This is a genomic window from Yoonia sp. 2307UL14-13, from assembly GCF_037572755.1.
In the GTDB taxonomy this organism is placed as follows: Bacteria; Pseudomonadota; Alphaproteobacteria; order Rhodobacterales; family Rhodobacteraceae; genus Yoonia.
This window is the reverse complement of sequence record NZ_JBBIFZ010000006.1, coordinates 88,071-102,716: the sequence shown is the minus strand read 5'-3', so window position 1 is coordinate 102,716 and position 14,646 is coordinate 88,071. Positions and strand designations below refer to the sequence as shown.

General features: G+C 59.0%; 16 protein-coding genes. 10 read left to right on the top strand and 6 right to left on the bottom strand.

Annotated elements, in window-relative coordinates:
* Nucleotides 1–51: 51 nt before the first annotated feature.
* Both V8J85_RS14945 and V8J85_RS14940 read right to left on the bottom strand, forming a co-directional pair.
* Complete coding sequence (locus V8J85_RS14945) at nt 52–888, bottom strand: DUF481 domain-containing protein (RefSeq protein ID WP_339954562.1); 837 nt, start codon at nt 886–888, stop codon at nt 52–54.
* A 141-nt stretch (nt 889–1,029) separates the two neighbouring features.
* On the bottom strand, nt 1,030–1,956 hold the full coding sequence (locus tag V8J85_RS14940) for a LysR family transcriptional regulator (RefSeq protein WP_339954561.1): 927 nt from the start codon (nt 1,954–1,956) through the stop codon (nt 1,030–1,032).
* 131 nt (nt 1,957–2,087) lie between these two features.
* Between V8J85_RS14940 and V8J85_RS14935 the strand changes: the two genes are divergently transcribed.
* The 3 genes from V8J85_RS14935 to V8J85_RS14925 all read left to right on the top strand — a co-directional run bounded on the left by V8J85_RS14935 (nt 2,088) and on the right by V8J85_RS14925 (nt 5,725).
* Nucleotides 2,088–2,303, top strand: a complete 216-nt coding sequence (locus V8J85_RS14935) for a hypothetical protein (RefSeq protein WP_339954560.1) — start codon at nt 2,088–2,090, stop codon at nt 2,301–2,303.
* Nucleotides 2,304–2,593: 290 nt separating this feature from the next.
* Nucleotides 2,594–4,618: an NADPH-dependent 2,4-dienoyl-CoA reductase gene (locus V8J85_RS14930; RefSeq protein ID WP_339954559.1), complete on the top strand. Its 2,025-nt coding sequence runs from the start codon at nt 2,594–2,596 to the stop codon at nt 4,616–4,618.
* A 201-nt stretch (nt 4,619–4,819) separates the two neighbouring features.
* Nucleotides 4,820–5,725 (top strand): LysR family transcriptional regulator, encoded by a 906-nt coding sequence (locus tag V8J85_RS14925; protein ID WP_339954558.1) that lies wholly within the window; start codon nt 4,820–4,822, stop codon nt 5,723–5,725.
* A gap of 79 nt (nt 5,726–5,804) precedes the next feature.
* Here V8J85_RS14925 and V8J85_RS14920 read toward each other — a convergent pair whose 3' ends face one another.
* Nucleotides 5,805–6,827, bottom strand: a complete 1,023-nt coding sequence (locus V8J85_RS14920) for an aspartate-semialdehyde dehydrogenase (protein ID WP_339954557.1) — start codon at nt 6,825–6,827, stop codon at nt 5,805–5,807.
* Nucleotides 6,828–7,096: 269 nt separating this feature from the next.
* Here V8J85_RS14920 and V8J85_RS14915 point away from each other — a divergent pair, with 269 nt between their 5' ends.
* Together V8J85_RS14915 and V8J85_RS14910 are read left to right on the top strand one after the other, a co-directional pair.
* On the top strand, nt 7,097–7,330 hold the full coding sequence (locus V8J85_RS14915) for a hypothetical protein (RefSeq protein ID WP_339954556.1): 234 nt from the start codon (nt 7,097–7,099) through the stop codon (nt 7,328–7,330).
* A gap of 207 nt (nt 7,331–7,537) precedes the next feature.
* Complete coding sequence (locus V8J85_RS14910) at nt 7,538–7,723, top strand: hypothetical protein (protein ID WP_339954555.1); 186 nt, start codon at nt 7,538–7,540, stop codon at nt 7,721–7,723.
* On the opposite strand, the gene V8J85_RS14905 is transcribed toward V8J85_RS14910, so the two are convergent.
* The 3 genes from V8J85_RS14905 to ubiA are packed head-to-tail and all read right to left on the bottom strand — an operon-like array spanning nt 7,720 to nt 10,991.
* Nucleotides 7,720–8,046, bottom strand: a complete 327-nt coding sequence (locus tag V8J85_RS14905) for a hypothetical protein (RefSeq protein WP_339954554.1) — start codon at nt 8,044–8,046, stop codon at nt 7,720–7,722. The two genes, V8J85_RS14910 and V8J85_RS14905, sit on opposite strands and share 4 nt — an antisense overlap.
* Nucleotides 8,047–8,060: 14 nt before the next feature.
* Nucleotides 8,061–9,971, bottom strand: a complete 1,911-nt coding sequence (locus V8J85_RS14900) for an OmpA family protein (RefSeq protein ID WP_339954553.1) — start codon at nt 9,969–9,971, stop codon at nt 8,061–8,063.
* A 54-nt stretch (nt 9,972–10,025) separates the two neighbouring features.
* The gene (ubiA, locus tag V8J85_RS14895; protein ID WP_339954552.1) at nt 10,026–10,991 is read right to left on the bottom strand and encodes a 4-hydroxybenzoate octaprenyltransferase; all 966 of its coding nucleotides are present in this window, start codon (nt 10,989–10,991) and stop codon (nt 10,026–10,028) included.
* 12 nt (nt 10,992–11,003) lie between these two features.
* Between ubiA and V8J85_RS14890 the strand changes: the two genes are divergently transcribed.
* Genes V8J85_RS14890 through V8J85_RS14870 form a run of 5 tightly spaced genes read left to right on the top strand, consistent with a single transcriptional unit; the run spans nt 11,004 to nt 14,616 of the window.
* The gene (locus tag V8J85_RS14890) at nt 11,004–11,726 is read left to right on the top strand and encodes a 16S rRNA (uracil(1498)-N(3))-methyltransferase (RefSeq protein ID WP_339954551.1); all 723 of its coding nucleotides are present in this window, start codon (nt 11,004–11,006) and stop codon (nt 11,724–11,726) included.
* The gene (locus tag V8J85_RS14885; protein ID WP_339954550.1) at nt 11,723–12,433 is read left to right on the top strand and encodes a hypothetical protein; all 711 of its coding nucleotides are present in this window, start codon (nt 11,723–11,725) and stop codon (nt 12,431–12,433) included. The genes V8J85_RS14890 and V8J85_RS14885 overlap by 4 nt, the downstream gene beginning before the upstream one ends.
* Nucleotides 12,430–13,269, top strand: coding sequence for a GNAT family N-acetyltransferase (locus V8J85_RS14880; protein ID WP_339954549.1), 840 nt, complete (start codon nt 12,430–12,432; stop codon nt 13,267–13,269). The genes V8J85_RS14885 and V8J85_RS14880 overlap by 4 nt, the downstream gene beginning before the upstream one ends.
* Nucleotides 13,266–14,105 carry a GNAT family N-acetyltransferase gene (locus tag V8J85_RS14875; protein ID WP_339954548.1) on the top strand — a complete coding sequence of 280 codons (840 nt, stop codon included), beginning with the start codon at nt 13,266–13,268 and terminating at the stop codon, nt 14,103–14,105. Before V8J85_RS14880 ends, V8J85_RS14875 begins: the two co-directional genes overlap by 4 nt.
* The gene (locus V8J85_RS14870; protein WP_339954547.1) at nt 14,098–14,616 is read left to right on the top strand and encodes a hypothetical protein; all 519 of its coding nucleotides are present in this window, start codon (nt 14,098–14,100) and stop codon (nt 14,614–14,616) included. Before V8J85_RS14875 ends, V8J85_RS14870 begins: the two co-directional genes overlap by 8 nt.
* Nucleotides 14,617–14,646: the final 30 nt, after the last annotated feature.

The window sequence follows — 14,646 nt, the reverse complement described above, 5'->3', positions numbered from 1 at the left end:
TCTCCCCCCTGACCCGACGCGACCAGCGCGTTGGGATCGCTGACCTCCGGATCAGTCGAAGTTATAGATCACCGATGCACCCAGCGTGTTGATACCGTCGCGCAGTTCGTCGTCGGTTTCGCTGTTGAACGTCGTCGTGTAGCTGGTGCGCAGCGACAGCGTGTTGGTCATCGCCACGTTCAGCGCCAATTCGTTGATCAGCGTGGTCGCCGTCTCGGAATAGATCACGTCGGTGTCGTTGGTGACATAGGTCGCATCCGACAGGCTGTAGAACACGTTGGACGAAACCGATGCGGCTGCTTCCGACACCTGATCCTCGTCAATACGCTCGGCAAAACGGTAGCCGGGACCAGCCTGAACCGACCACTGGGTTCCGGCTGTATCGATGATCCGATACCCCAGACCGCCACCGCCAAAGATGTCTTGTTCGAAATCACCTGCCTCATCGGCAGTGTTGTCGAACGCGGCTTCGATCTTGCCAAAGGCGAACAGACGGTCGGTCAGGTCGCGGCGGTAATCGACACCGGCCAGCAACGTGTCTTTGGTGACTTCGTCATTCGCTTCGCCATAGGCCAGGCTTGCGGTGATGTCGAAACCGTTCACGCCGTCATATGTGCCGTAGCGCAGGCCAAAACCGACATCGGTCGTCGTGTCGCCATCGTTGTTCACGGACGTGCCGCGGAATGCCAGCGATCCATAATCGCCCACTTCGCGGCCCTGGTTGCCAAATCGGTCCAGATCGCGGTCACGATCATCCTCGATCGCTTCTTCGATGTCTTCGACGGCGTCAGCCGACGCATCCTGGTTGTCGAAAGCGGTCGTTTGCGCAGATGCGGCTGCGGCAACGAAGCCGCTGATCGCTGCAATGATAAAGACGTTGGTTTTCATGGGTCTATCCTTTCCCAACAAGGTGACCCGTCCTGTTCGTCGAACGGGAGCATTTCTGCTGGGTGGACACTTAGACCGTCGCTAACGTCAAGGGAAATTCAAATTAATTATAGTTAAGGGAAGTATTACTCATGGATCGGTTTACTCTCCCAGAACCTCGACCTCTTGATCTTCGCTGATGTCGCGCAGTTGCGCGATCACCGCTTCGCCATCCGCCTCGGCCAGGTCGACGACCTTTTCCAGCGCCGCATTGGCGGCCTTGTAGGTATTGTTGTCCAGGTCATCGCGCCAGACCGCCCAAACCGGATAGGGAAAGCGCGGCGCGTCCGGCACCAGATGCAGTTGCCCACCGTCGATATACCGTTTGATGTAACGCGCTGGCAGATAGGCCGCACCTTTGCGGTTGATCAGGTACTCCGCCGCCATTGCCCCCAGCGAAAAGGTCAGGCCTGGATTGGTCAGATCAGGCAGTTCCAGCGCATGGGCTCCTACGAATTCCGGCCCCCAATCGACGAACAGATAGTTTTCAGCCAGATCATCGAAATCTGCATCGGGCCACGTGGCGACCATGACCAGTTCTTCCTCCAGCACCTTGTCGGCGATCAGACCAGGGCGCAGTTGCGGCATATATAACAGCCCGACCTGCATGATCCCCTCGATCAGGAATCGGGTCAGACGGTCGGGCATGCCCAGCTCGGCCCGGATATTCAGATCAGGCATGTCTGCGCGCAGCGCATCCACCCAGCGAAAACCCAGCCGCGGCCACAGTGAATATTGTGCGCCGATCGTCAGACTGCGGGTAAAGCCCTCCGGAATGGCAACTTGCTGGCGCGCCTCTTCCCAGACGCGGATCATCGACAGGGCATAACGTTCGAATTCGCGCCCCGCATTCGTCAACTCCGCCCCGGCCTTTGAGCGGGTGAACATCGGCTTGCCCAATGAATCCTCCAACCGCTGAATACGCAAGGACACGGCGGATTGCGTGACATAAAGCCGTTCGGACGCGGACACGAACGATCCGGTCGCCGCCACTTCTAGGAACGTCTTCAACAGGGTGATATCCATCATGCCCATCCATATGTAAAAATCGTCTTATATATATTTCTTATTCGTTTTTCTTGAATAAGGAAAGGGCGTAAATATCCCTCAGCAGCCAAGAGGCCGCACATCAGACACCTCGAGTTGGGAAGGGTAAAGAGATGAAAAACTTTGTAATCCGCAAGGCCGTTCTGGGCTTCGCCGCCATCAGCATGATCGCCCTCAGCGCATGTTCGACGGAAAAAGTGGTCGACAACACCGTAGACGGGACCCTCTTCGTCGGTCGCACCGCAGTCAAAGGTGTTGTCGGTGCCGGCAAGCTGGCTGTGCGCGGCACTGGCGCCGCCTACAACGCTGTGACTGGCCAGGCTGAATAAGAAAACCGAAACGCGGTTGTCCTCGGCAGCCGCGTTTACGTATTTTTAGCCCCTTCGACAAAATCCGACCGTGCGTTGCGTTAACCTAGGGGGTGACGTACGCAAAGGTCCGATGGAATTCCGATGGTTTTCCGATGCAATTCCGATAGCCTATTCAGCGTTAATCATGGCCGAAAGGGATTAACGCACCGTCCCAGATTTCGTCGTGCATTAACCAATATGACGCCGCGTTTGGGGGTGACGCGCACGTCAACTTTGGCCATTGTCCCGCCCCAAACGGGAGGCGACACATGACCCAATATCCACATCTTCTGGCACCACTTGACCTTGGCTTTACGACGCTGAAGAACCGCGTCCTGATGGGCTCGATGCATACCGGTTTGGAAGAAACCAAAGACTGGAACCGCGTCGCCGAATTCTACGCCGAACGCGCCCGCGGTGGTGTCGCGCTGATGGTCACTGGTGGTATGGCCCCCAACCCCGAAGGCGGGGTTTTCCCAGGCGCTGCGGGGCTTTACACCGATGAAGACATCGCTAACCACAAGGTCGTCACCGACCGCGTTCACGACGCCGACGGCAAGATCGCGATGCAGATTTTGCACGCCGGTCGCTACGCCTACAGCCCTAAATGCGTCGCCCCATCCGCGATCAAATCCCCCATCTCACCCTTCCCCCCGGCCGAGCTGGACGAGGAAGGGATCGAAAAGCAGATCAATGACATCGTCACCGCCGCCGCCCGCGCGCGACAGGCGGGATATGACGGGGTCGAGGTCATGGGGTCCGAGGGCTACTTCATTAACCAATTCCTCGTCACCCACACCAACAAGCGCGAGGACCGCTGGGGCGGATCATACGAGAACCGGATGCGCCTGCCAGTCGAGATCATCCGCCGGGTCCGCGAGGCCGTAGGCACTGATTTCATTGTGATTTATCGCCTCTCCATGATCGATCTCGTGCCCAACGGATCTACCTGGGAAGAGGTCGTGCAACTAGCCAAAGCCATCGAAAAAGCGGGTGCCACAATCATTAACACCGGCATCGGCTGGCACGAGGCGCGCATCCCCACCATCGCCACCTCCGTCCCCCGCCGCGCCTTTACGTGGGTGACAAAAAAGCTGATGGGTGAGGTGCAGATCCCGATTATCACATCCAACAGGATCAACATGCCCGAGGTCGCGGAAAACGTGCTCGCCGATGCGTGCGCTGACATGGTCAGCATGGCGCGCCCCTTCCTTGCGGATGCGGATTTCGTCGCCAAGGCTGCGGCAGGCAAGGCGGCGGAAATCGCGCCCTGCATAGCGTGCAATCAGGCCTGTCTGGACCACACATTCAGCGGTAAGCTGTCATCTTGCCTTGTGAACCCACGCGCCTGTCATGAAACCGAACTGATCATCGAACCTGCTGACACGAAAAGGAAAATCGCTGTCGTCGGCGCCGGGCCCGCGGGCCTGTCGTCGGCCATCACAGCGGCTGAGCGCGGCCACGACGTGACCATCTTCGACAAATTGGACGAAATCGGCGGACAGCTTAACATGGCCAAACAAGTCCCGGGGAAAGAGGAATTCTGGGGCCTCGTCGATTACTACCGCACCATGGTTGCCAAGGCCGGGATTACGCTGCAACTCGGCACCACGGCTACGCTTGAGAACCTGTCAGACTTCGACGAAATCATCATCGCAACCGGCGTCCTGCCCCGCGATCCCGCGATTCCCGGACAGGACGGCCCGAACGTGCTCAACTATATCGACGTCCTGCGCGGCAAGGCCGATGTTGGCCAAAACGTCGCCATCATCGGGGCAGGCGGTATCGGTTTCGACGTTGCCGAATTCCTCGTCACTGATGACAGCCCGACCGAAAACCTTGATGAATGGCTGGAAGAATGGGGGGTCGGCGACCCTGCCAATGTCCGCGGCGGTTTGCGGCCCGAAGGTCCCCAGCCAGAGGCAGCGGCCCGGCAGGTAACACTTCTTCAACGCAAAGCCGAGAAGCTGGGCAAACGTCTTGGCAAAACCACGGGTTGGATTCACCGCGCCGGGCTGCAGATGAAGAACGTCCAGATGATCGGCGGTGTGAACTACGAAAAGATCGACGCCGAGGGGCTGCATGTCAGCAAGGGTGAAGCCCGCGAAGACCCGAAGGTGATTCCCGTAGACACGATCATCCTTTGCGCCGGACAGGTGTCTGAACGTAGCCTCGCGGATGATCTGATCGCTGCCGGGCGCAACGTGCACGTGATTGGCGGTGCCGATGTGGCCGCGGAATTGGACGCAAAACGCGCAATCGACCAGGGTACGCGGCTTGCTGCCACACTGTAGGCGGCAAGTTGCCGTTGGGTCACTTTGGCTAATAAAACAAGGCCTTTCGGGGCCGTTCGAACTGGTTTTTTCAATGGAATCAGCTGTTTCCACACCTTCACCAAACCCATAGATACCCCGGTATTGTCAGGCGTTGGTCCTATTCCTGCCCGATTTCAGCACGAACACTAGGTCGATGAATGATGAGCTTGGGAAAACGTAATGGATCGTCTGACAGAAATGGAAGCCTTCGCCACGGTCGTTGATCAGGGCGGGTTCACAGACGCCGCGAAAAAGATGGGGATTTCCAAATCCGCCGTCTCCAAACACGTTTCCTCGCTCGAGGCGCGGCTTGGTGCGCGCCTCTTGAACCGGACGACCCGCCGGGTGAGCCCCACGGAAATCGGTCTGGCCTATTATGATCGCGCACGACGGGTACTGAACGACGCGGGCGAGGCGGATGCGCTGGTGACATCCATGCAATCCGCACCATCGGGCCTTCTGAGGATCAGCGTCGCGACGGACTTCGGGGTGAACCATCTGTCCCCGGTTCTGGGCGATTTCCTGAGCGAATTTCCCGATATCACCGTCAATATGGTGCTGAACAATCGCTACGTCGAACTGATCTCTGAAGGGTTCGACATGGCCGTCCGCATTGGTGAACTGGAAGACAGCACCCTGCGCGCGCGCAAACTGACGGAAACAACCAAACGCATGATCGCAAGTCCGGCCTATTTTGAGCAGTACGGCCGCCCGGAGAAGATCGACGACCTCAACGAACACAAACTGCTGCATTATTCCAACCAGGCAAATTCTGCCGTTTGGAAACTGACAGCACCTTCGGGCGAAAAACGGCAGGTACGCACAGCGGGTTGGCTGACCGTGAATGATGGTCAGTCGCTGCTGAACGCATGTGTCGGTGGTTTGGGCATCGCTTATCTGCCAAGTTTCCTGTATGCTGACGCCATGCGGAACGGTCAGGTCGAAGAGGCGATCCCTGACCTGCCACAAGAAACGCAAGGCATCTATGCCGTCTACCCGCCAGGCCGCTTTACGCAGCCCAAGGTGCGGGCATTTATCGATTTCCTGGTTCACGCCTTCGCCGAGAAGGGTCCCGATAGCTGGTAAGCTAACAGAATTTTCCCAAGGTGCATGTCACCCTACTGGCGCGGCCGTGTTGTTGGCCGCGCTTTTTTCTTGAAAGGGTTCAGCCCTTTTTGAGGCATTCACGCCCCAGAAGCTCCGCAATCTGCACGGCGTTCAATGCCGCACCTTTACGAAGGTTGTCGGACACGCACCAAAGGTTCAGCCCATTGTCGATCGTGCTGTCCTGCCGGATCCGGCTGATGAAGGTCGCAAAGTCACCGACGCATTCAACTGGGGTCACATAACCGCCGTCTTCACGCTTATCGATGACCATGATCCCTGGCGCTTCGCGCAGAATGTCGCGCGCTTCATCTTCATCGAGGAACTCTTCGAACTCGATATTCACGGCCTCGGAATGGCCCACAAAGACAGGCACACGAACGCAAGTCGCGGTGACCTTGATCGATGGGTCGACGATCTTTTTCGTCTCGGCGACCATCTTCCACTCTTCCTTGGTCTCGCCGCTGTCCATAAACTTGTCGATATGCGGGATCACGTTGAAGGCGATTTGCTTGGTGAATTGCTTGGCCGGTTTGTCATCGGTGGGGTTGTAGATCGATTTGGTCTGATCCCACAGCTCATCGATGCCGCCTTTGCCCGCGCCGGACACGGATTGATACGTGCTGACGACGACGCGCTTGATCTTGGCGCGGTCGTGCAACGGCTTGAGCGCGACAACCATCTGCGCTGTCGAGCAATTCGGGTTCGCGATGATGTTCTTTTTATCATAGCCGTGAACGGCCTGCGGGTTCACCTCTGGTACGATCAGCGGCACGTCGGAGTCATACCGATAAAGCGATGAGTTATCGATGACGACACATCCCGCTGCAGCGGCCTTGGGTGCATAGATCTTCGTCGGGTCCGACCCGATGGCGAACAGCGCAATGTCCCAACCGGTGAAGTCGAACGTGTCCAGGTCCTTGGTCTTCAAGGTGGTATCGCCAAAGCTGACCTCGGTTCCCAGCGATTTGCGGCTGGCAAGCACGGTGATTTCATCAACGGGAAACGCCCGTTCATGAAGGATATTCAGCATTTCGCGGCCCACATTGCCGGTGGCGCCTGCGACGACGATTCGATAGCCCATTGGCTGGCTCCTTGGTTGCAAGTGGCGCCTCTTACCGTGCTGCAGCGCATAGGAAAAGGGGGGGTAAGTCGCGTGACGTCATGGGCCACGACGGTGAACCAACGATGAATAAGCCATTAACCTACATTTAAGTTAGGTTTTGTGCGAAAAGTCACTTTCATTTATCACGAAATGTATAGGCTTACAGTCGGTCACGATGATTACGCGACCGTGTTTTGAACGAGTGAAAGAGAATTACGATGAAGAACCAGTCGCTTCGGGGATTGTGCATGTTGATGGCGCTGGCCGTGATACCCGGTATTGCCGCCGCCGATCAAATCACCCTGACCTCACCTGACAACACCGTCCGGCTGACCGGAAACTTCATCGGCTTCGAACAGGACAGTTATGTCATCGATCTGAAAGGTCATGAAGTCCGCGTACCGATCGTGACGATGAACTGCGAGGGGGCCGATTGCCTTGGGTTTTCGCCGCTGCCGGTCGCCGTTCAGGTCGGCGGCTGACGGGCCCAATAAGGGCCATCGTCTAAAAATACTGGTACAATACGGATTGTGATGTAATCTTCACGCGCCAGCAAACTGTTATGCGGCATGGTTTCGGATGAGTGGAGGAGAGTTGCCGTGACCAATCAATCGCCTTGGCGATGGCCTATTCCGGTGGGTGTCAGCATCTTGATTGCCCTTTCGACACCCGCGGTCAGCGCCGGAGAAATGACCCTGACATCCGCCGATGGCACGGTGCGCTTTACCGGAGAGTTCCTGAGGCTCGAAGGGCTAAGTTACGTGATCGAAGTCAACGGAAACGAAGTCGCCGTTCCTGCGTTCGAAGTGAATTGCGAAGGTGAGGATTGTCTGAATTTCCCGCCTTTGCCGCCAGTATCACCAGAAAACGGTTAACCGGCGCGCTGCCGTTCGATATAGGCCCGCAGCTCTTCGGTTTCGTGCCTTGCCTCGCGCAGACCATCCATGGCGGCGCGCAACTCCGCCTCGGTTTGCGATAGCTGGTTCGTCATCTCGGCCTCGCGCTGCTGCAGATATGTAATGGCCTGATCGCGCGTTTCTTCGGCCTCGTGCAGCGCTTGTGCCATCTTGTCCAGCTCGCCCACCTCGGCCTTGGTGACGCGGGTAAAGCGGTTGACCAGCCAGCTGGCGAACCAGCCCAGCATAAAGGCCACGAACAGGATAATGGCGGTGGCGATGATGAATTCGGTTCTGTTCAACGTCTTGCTTTCATTTAGTCGCTGCCGTCGTCCGCAGCGGGCGCATCCTCGGATGGTTCTTCATCTGGCGCCTCGGCGGCGATTTCGTCAAGCACGCTTGTCTCTTCCGCCGTCGATTCCGGAATGATCAGACTGAACTCGATACGCCTGTTCGCCTCGCGCCCGGCCTCGGTTTCATTATCGGCGATCGGGTCGGATTCACCATATCCAATCGCGTCGAATGTGCCCACGGGCACGCGCCGCGATTGCAGCGCGGTCAATACCGCCTCTGCCCGCTGTTGGCTGAGCGCCTGGTTCATGACCTCGCGGCCCTGACTGTCGGTGTAGCCGGCGACGCGGATGCGCAAATCGCCGCAACGTTTGAGGATTTCGGCGATGTCGTCCACGACCGCCTGTGCCGAAGCTGAGATATCGGCCGAGCTTGGGTCGAAAGTGATCTTGCGGTTTTCAGTGACCACACCGATCTGCTCGATACATTCCTCCGGTGTCGGCAGGCCCGCGATCGGGTCGAGCTGTTCAACATATGTCACGTCAACCTCGAACGCCGCACCTTGACCCAATTTGTCGATCAGCAGGCGTGAAATTTCGGCGCTCGCGTCCTGATTGCCCGTATTGCCGCGCACCTGGATGTTGTCGGGCTGCACGATGACAGCGCCGTTCGACAGTTTCGACAGGGCCTCGATCCCCGCCAATACCCGGACCGACCAACCGCTTGGCAGACCATTGGCCAATCGTGTGCCCATGGTGATGCTGGCCTGACCGAATTTCGCATTGGCGAAGTTTTCCGCGACCGTGTTGGTGACCGCATCAGGGATGCGTCCACGCAGCTGAACCTCGCCTTCGGGGCTGAGTGTGGCGGTGAATTGCGGCGGGCCTCCGCTTGATGTTTCGGGCCGTTCGGGCAGTTCGGACGACAATGCAAAGGCCGGTGGCAGGGCGTTTTCCAACTCGCCGACCACGTCGTCGAAGGTGCCTTGGCCCGTGCCCAGCGGCGCGATCAGCGTCACATCGGTATCGGCGATCGTCACGGTCCCGCCACCCAAATCGGCTACGGCCCCGATGGAAAGCGCCACGGCTTCACCCCAGGTTTGGGAAGGCGTACCCAAAGCGAGCGTGCAATTCGCCCGTTCCGTCAGGCCGGCCGCGCTTGCCGCCGAGAGCACCTGGCTAAGGGCTTCTTCCGTATCAACCGCACAGGCGTCGAATTGCGCCCCGTCCGCATCGATCCGAAAGCGGGTTGTGAACGGTGAGATCACCGGACGCGGCGCACCGATATTCACGGCAAGGCGAATGCTGTCAGGCGTGTTGCGGGCCAGCAACGTCTCGAGCCGGCGCTTTTCTTCGGGACTGTCCGAGATCGCATTGATGACGACCCGTTCGGCATTCACCGAAATCTTGGATCGTGGCAATTCCTCAAGCGCGCGCAGGCTGTAGTTGACGGCATCACGCCATGTTTCGGGCTCGGGATAGTCCGCGACCTCCAGCAGGTCGGTCACCGGCTTGCCGTCGGCGATATCCGTGATCCGTTCAGCAAGGTCGTCACGATCGGCGCTTGCCGGGATCAGCCCGATCAAAGATACCCCGGCATCGTTGCGCAGGATTTCGATCGCAAATTCCGGGGCCTTGATTTCCTCCGAATCGGCGACGGACAGATTGTCGATCACTCGGCTGGCATCGACCATTTCGCCAGCAGCGGAAATGGCGCGGAACCGTACCGCCTCGGTCGGTGCGGTGCCTTCAAGGATGACTTGCAGGCCGTCACCCAGCACCGAAGCCCATTCATAGCCCTTGTCCACAAGGGTTTCGCGTACCGCGATGACCGAGCGTTCTTCGACAATGGCAACGGCACTGCGGGCGGCCGTAAAGGCGCCAAAGGCAGCGACGGCAAAAACCACAAGGCGGATCATAAGGGCAGAAAGGCGCATGAAGTTCCGTTCGTTAGGTGCCGCCTGCATAGGCCTGCACGCGGTGGGGTGCAATCACACCAAAAGCGCCAAAGCGAAAAACGGCAAGGGTAGCATACCTGCATTTCGGTTGGATCGGAACAGGCGCAGCAGACCATCATTGTTGTCGGGATCGAACCGGGCCAGCTGCCAGGTCATATGCCAGCCCATCGCCCAGGGTCCACCGATCGCCAGCACCAAGGACAGGATCGACCGTTCGTGCGATGCCATGACTACCGCGACACCGAACAGGACCACGGTGATCGTCAGGAAAAGCCGCAGCCATTTGCGTGTATCTTCGCCGAATAACCGTGCCGTGGATTTCACCCCGATCAGCGCGTCATCGTCTGTGTCTTGATGGGCATAGATCGTGTCGTAGAAGAGCGTCCACGCGATCCCGGACATGTAAAGGACAATCGGCGTCGGTCCGATCTGATTGGTATGCGCGGCCCATGCCAGCAGCGCGCCCCAGTTGAACGCGATGCCCAGAAAGAGCTGCGGCCACCAAGTGAACCGCTTGGCGAAGGGGTAGATCGCGACCGGTAGCAGGGCGATGATTCCCAGAAGGATCGCGGTGTCGTAAAAGCTGATGAGGATCACGAGGGCGAGCAGTGACTGCACGATCATCCAGATCAGAGCATTCCGCACACTGACCTGACCCGACGGGATGGGCCGCGATCGCGTGCGCGCGACAGATCCGTCGATATTCCGATCGCTGATATCATTCCACGTGCAACCTGCGCCGCGCATCAGGAACGCGCCCAGACCGCAACCCACAAGCGTCCAGATATCATGGGTGCCCCCACGACTCGTGGCAAGCATCGCAAGGCTTAGTCCCCAAAGACACGGCAGATAAAGAAGCCACGTGCCGATAGGCCTGTCGGCCCGGCTCAGCCGCAGGTAGGGGCGCGTGAAACGCGGTGCGAACCGGTCGACCCAGTTATCCGGGATCGCATCGGCGACGGTGCCGTCGGCCTCTGGCGTCTGGGCTTGGTCGGTCATATGGTCCGCCTCATGGCATCCAAGGTTCGGCTTTTTGTAGATCACCCATTGGGGGAAGGGCAATCGGTTCCGCTGTCGCGGGACCAGGCGCACTACCTGTTCGGGGTCATGCGGCTGGGGCCGGGTAGGGTGCTGTCGCTAATCAACAGTCGCGACGGCGAATGGAATGCTGAGGTTGCCGAGGCGGGCAAGCGTGGCGGTGTGCTTGTTTGTCAGACGCAAACCAAACCGTTGCAGATGCCGCCCGACCTGTGGCTGTTGTTTGCGCCGATCCGGAAAGAGCGGACGGCGTTTATCGTCGAGAAGGCGGTTGAACTTGGCGTGGCCCGGATTTGCCCGATACACACAGCGTACACACAGCGTACACACGGCGTGCGCACAGACAAGCTGCACGCCCACGCGGTCGAGGCCGCCGAGCAGTGCGGCGGGACATTTGTGCCCCCTGTGGATGAACCGGTAAAATTGGAGAAGGTGCTGGCGGAGTGGCCCTCTGATCGCATGTTGATGTTTTGCGATGAAGCGATGCTGGATCAGCGTGTCGACCTTCCCCAAAAGGTCGGCCCATGGGCGATTGTCATCGGTCCGGAGGGCGGGTTCTCAGACGCTGAGCGGGACATGCTGGGCGCGATGCCGATGGCTCACCCGATCAGCCTTGGCCCTCGCATACTGCGCGCGGATACGGCAGCGGTTGCCGCGCTGACGCTTTGGCAGCACCAGTTGGGGGATTGGGGATGAGCACCGACCCCATTCTGCGCCTCTACCTCTTCTTCGCGACCGAGAATGACAGCGCCCTGATCCTGCGCCGATCGGGGAAGAAGATGTATAACCTGATCGGTTGGGACCGCAGCAACGACGGTTTCGTCGAAGGGCAATGGCTGAAAAAATCCGTACGGGCAGAGGATTGCGCGCTGTCGCCTGATGGGCGGCATTTCATCTATGCGGTGCGCGAAGCAAACCCCGATACCCGCGCGACGTCGAATTACACAGTGGTGAGCCGTGCGCCATGGTTCACGGCCCTCGCGCTTTTCCCGCAGGAATGGGCGTGGCGCAGTGGTGGCTATTTTCTGGATAATGATTTGTATCGCATCCATGGCGATACGGACTATGACGACATTGTCGGTGCGGCGGATGGTCTGTTTCAGGTGGTCGTCGGTGAGATTACGAAGGACTGCCGCACCGGTTTACGCCTGCGGAATGGCCAGCCCGCCCCGCTCAGCAAGGCGTTGCGTGATCAGTTACTGGATGGCGGGCCAGTGCAACGCGACATCGCAATGGATCGCTACGAAACACAGGCCGGGCGCTTGTATCGGTTGGCCAATGGCGAACCTGAACTGATCCGCGACTTTACGGATATGGAGCCGCAATTCATCCGCGCGCCTTACGATACACGGTCAAAGCAGGACGTCGCCGACGACTGGCACCCGTTAAGGGATGACGGATGATCAAGGCCGACCCAGCTGACCAACCCGAGATCACGGCATTTCTGCAACCCCATGCCCCGTTCGCGATGTTTCCAATGAGTAACTTGGCTGATCATGGCATGTCTGGTGGCCATGATTACGCGATGACCTGTTGGGTTGCGCGCGAAGCGGGCCAGATTACTGATGTTATGAGCCTTTGCGACAACGGAATGGCCATGCCGTTTTTGCCGTCGGGCGACCACACCGCAGCTCTTGCCGCGCTTGGCGATCGTGATGTCATCGGCATGGCCGGACCCCGGCAGCAGGTGCGCGGATTGATGGCGCTTGGTTTTGCCCATGCCAAATGCACGTTTGATCATGATGAGCCACAGTTTCTTTTGTCGCTGAAATATCTGATTATTTCTGACGGACCGGGTGACCTGCGCCCGCTGACCGACGCACCAACCGACATCATCACCGGATGGATCAAGGATTACGACGTCAACACCCTCAATGCGCCTGAAGAACAAGCCACAAAGCAGGCGGCGAAGACCTATGACCGTTATGTCGCCACCCAAAGTCATATGGTGCTGATGGACGGCGACACCCCACTGGCCATGACCGGCTTCAACGCGCGTCTGCCCGATATCGTGCAGCTTGGCGGCATCTACACCCCGCCGGCTCTGCGCAATCAGGGTCACGCCCGCCGCGCCGTCGCCTTGCATCTGGCGCAGGTGGCAAAAGAGGGCGTGACCCGCGCCACTCTGTTCTCGGCCAGCGAAGCCGCGGCAAAGGCGTACCAAGCCGTTGGTTTCCGCCAGATCGGCGAATGGTCGCTGATCCTTTTCGACGGTCCGCACAGGGTATCCTTCACATGATCCCCGCGACGGAAGGCGACATTCCGGCGATTGAGGCCTTTTTACGTGTGCACATCGCGACCTCGATGTTCCCGCTGGTCAATCTGCGGGATCACGGGATGGCGGGTGGTCATGCGCGGGCAGTGACCTGTTGGGTGAAATGGAGCTCTGGGCAGATCACGGATGTGCTGGCACTGACGGACGAGGGGGTCGTGTTTCCGCAGTGTCCGACCGGGCCCTGGGGTGATGTCGCCGTGATCCTGACGGGGCGTATGGTGAAAGGCGTGCTGGGTGCAGCGGATCAGGTGACTGCCTTGCGACAGACGATTGGGCTGACGCAGAAAGCGGATTTGGACACGAAAGAGCCGTTGTTCGCCCTACCGTTGGCCGATCTGGTCATGCCCGACGTCAGCGGCTTTGTCTTGCGTCCGTTGTCTGCCGTCCCGCGCGACTTTGTCGAGCGGTGGCGCGCCGATTACAGTATTGAGGCGCTGGCGGTGCCTGGTGTCGACGCTGCTGAACAGGCCGCTAAGGATATCGTCGGTTATCTCGAGCAGGACAGTCATCGGCTGTTGCTGAAGGAGGGAGAGCCGGTGGCCATGACCGGGTTTAACGCCATGCTGCCGGAAACGGTGCAGATCGGTGGGGTCTACACGCCGCCTGCGCATCGGTCACAGGGGTTCGCACGCCGCGCCGTTGCGCTGCATCTGGCCGAAGCGCGTGTGAAAGGTGTGAAAGAGGCCATTCTCTTTGCCGCCAACGCCCCCGCGGCGCGGGCTTATGAGGCAATCGGCTTCCGGCGCATCGGTTCATTTGCCATCGCCCTTAACGCCGATCCGCAGGTCATCCATGGCTGAGTTCCTCCGCCCCGAAGTCCGTGCCTTTCTTGAGAAATGGCGCGAGGTGATAGCTGCCTTGGCCATGCTCATCCTCGGCCTCTGGATGGTACTGACGGGCGTCGGTATCACCCCTTGGATCGGCGGCGCCTTCATGCTGGTCGGCATCGGCTGGACTTATGCCGGTGTCCAAAGGGTTCGGTTTGACCAAGGCCATGACGGCCCAGGTGTCGTACAAATCCGCGAACGGCGTCTGGCGTATTTCGGACCGCTGGATGGTGGCGTGATGGATATCAACGACATTACCCGCCTGACGCTTGACCCGACCAGTCACCCGGCACCAAGTTGGATCTTGGAGGGTGAGGGCGGGCAGCGATTGTCGATCCCGGTGAATGCAGCCGAAGCCGACGACCTGTTCGATGTCTTCGCGGCATTGCCGGGTATCGATACATCCGAGCTGCTGAACGTGCTGTCACGCACACCCGATGCGCGGGTCGTGATCTGGGAAAGGACCCGCCCGCTCTTGCATTGACAGTGCGGTTGGTTCACTGCACCGATGGTA

What these genes read in the sequence shown, in the direction of transcription:
- V8J85_RS14945 (WP_339954562.1), bottom strand. Translation starts at nt 888, where the DNA reads ATGAAAACCAACGTCTTTATCATTGCAGCGATCAGCGGCTTCGTTGCC.
- V8J85_RS14940 (WP_339954561.1), bottom strand. Translation starts at nt 1,956, where the DNA reads ATGATGGATATCACCCTGTTGAAGACGTTCCTAGAAGTGGCGGCGACC.
- V8J85_RS14935 (WP_339954560.1), top strand. Translation starts at nt 2,088, where the DNA reads ATGAAAAACTTTGTAATCCGCAAGGCCGTTCTGGGCTTCGCCGCCATC.
- V8J85_RS14930 (WP_339954559.1), top strand. Translation starts at nt 2,594, where the DNA reads ATGACCCAATATCCACATCTTCTGGCACCACTTGACCTTGGCTTTACG.
- V8J85_RS14925 (WP_339954558.1), top strand. Translation starts at nt 4,820, where the DNA reads ATGGATCGTCTGACAGAAATGGAAGCCTTCGCCACGGTCGTTGATCAG.
- V8J85_RS14920 (WP_339954557.1), bottom strand. Translation starts at nt 6,827, where the DNA reads ATGGGCTATCGAATCGTCGTCGCAGGCGCCACCGGCAATGTGGGCCGC.
- V8J85_RS14915 (WP_339954556.1), top strand. Translation starts at nt 7,097, where the DNA reads ATGTTGATGGCGCTGGCCGTGATACCCGGTATTGCCGCCGCCGATCAA.
- V8J85_RS14910 (WP_339954555.1), top strand. Translation starts at nt 7,538, where the DNA reads ATGACCCTGACATCCGCCGATGGCACGGTGCGCTTTACCGGAGAGTTC.
- V8J85_RS14900 (WP_339954553.1), bottom strand. Translation starts at nt 9,971, where the DNA reads ATGCGCCTTTCTGCCCTTATGATCCGCCTTGTGGTTTTTGCCGTCGCT.
- ubiA (WP_339954552.1), bottom strand. Translation starts at nt 10,991, where the DNA reads ATGACCGACCAAGCCCAGACGCCAGAGGCCGACGGCACCGTCGCCGAT.
- V8J85_RS14890 (WP_339954551.1), top strand. Translation starts at nt 11,004, where the DNA reads ATGGCATCCAAGGTTCGGCTTTTTGTAGATCACCCATTGGGGGAAGGG.
- V8J85_RS14885 (WP_339954550.1), top strand. Translation starts at nt 11,723, where the DNA reads ATGAGCACCGACCCCATTCTGCGCCTCTACCTCTTCTTCGCGACCGAG.
- V8J85_RS14880 (WP_339954549.1), top strand. Translation starts at nt 12,430, where the DNA reads ATGATCAAGGCCGACCCAGCTGACCAACCCGAGATCACGGCATTTCTG.
- V8J85_RS14875 (WP_339954548.1), top strand. Translation starts at nt 13,266, where the DNA reads ATGATCCCCGCGACGGAAGGCGACATTCCGGCGATTGAGGCCTTTTTA.
- V8J85_RS14870 (WP_339954547.1), top strand. Translation starts at nt 14,098, where the DNA reads ATGGCTGAGTTCCTCCGCCCCGAAGTCCGTGCCTTTCTTGAGAAATGG.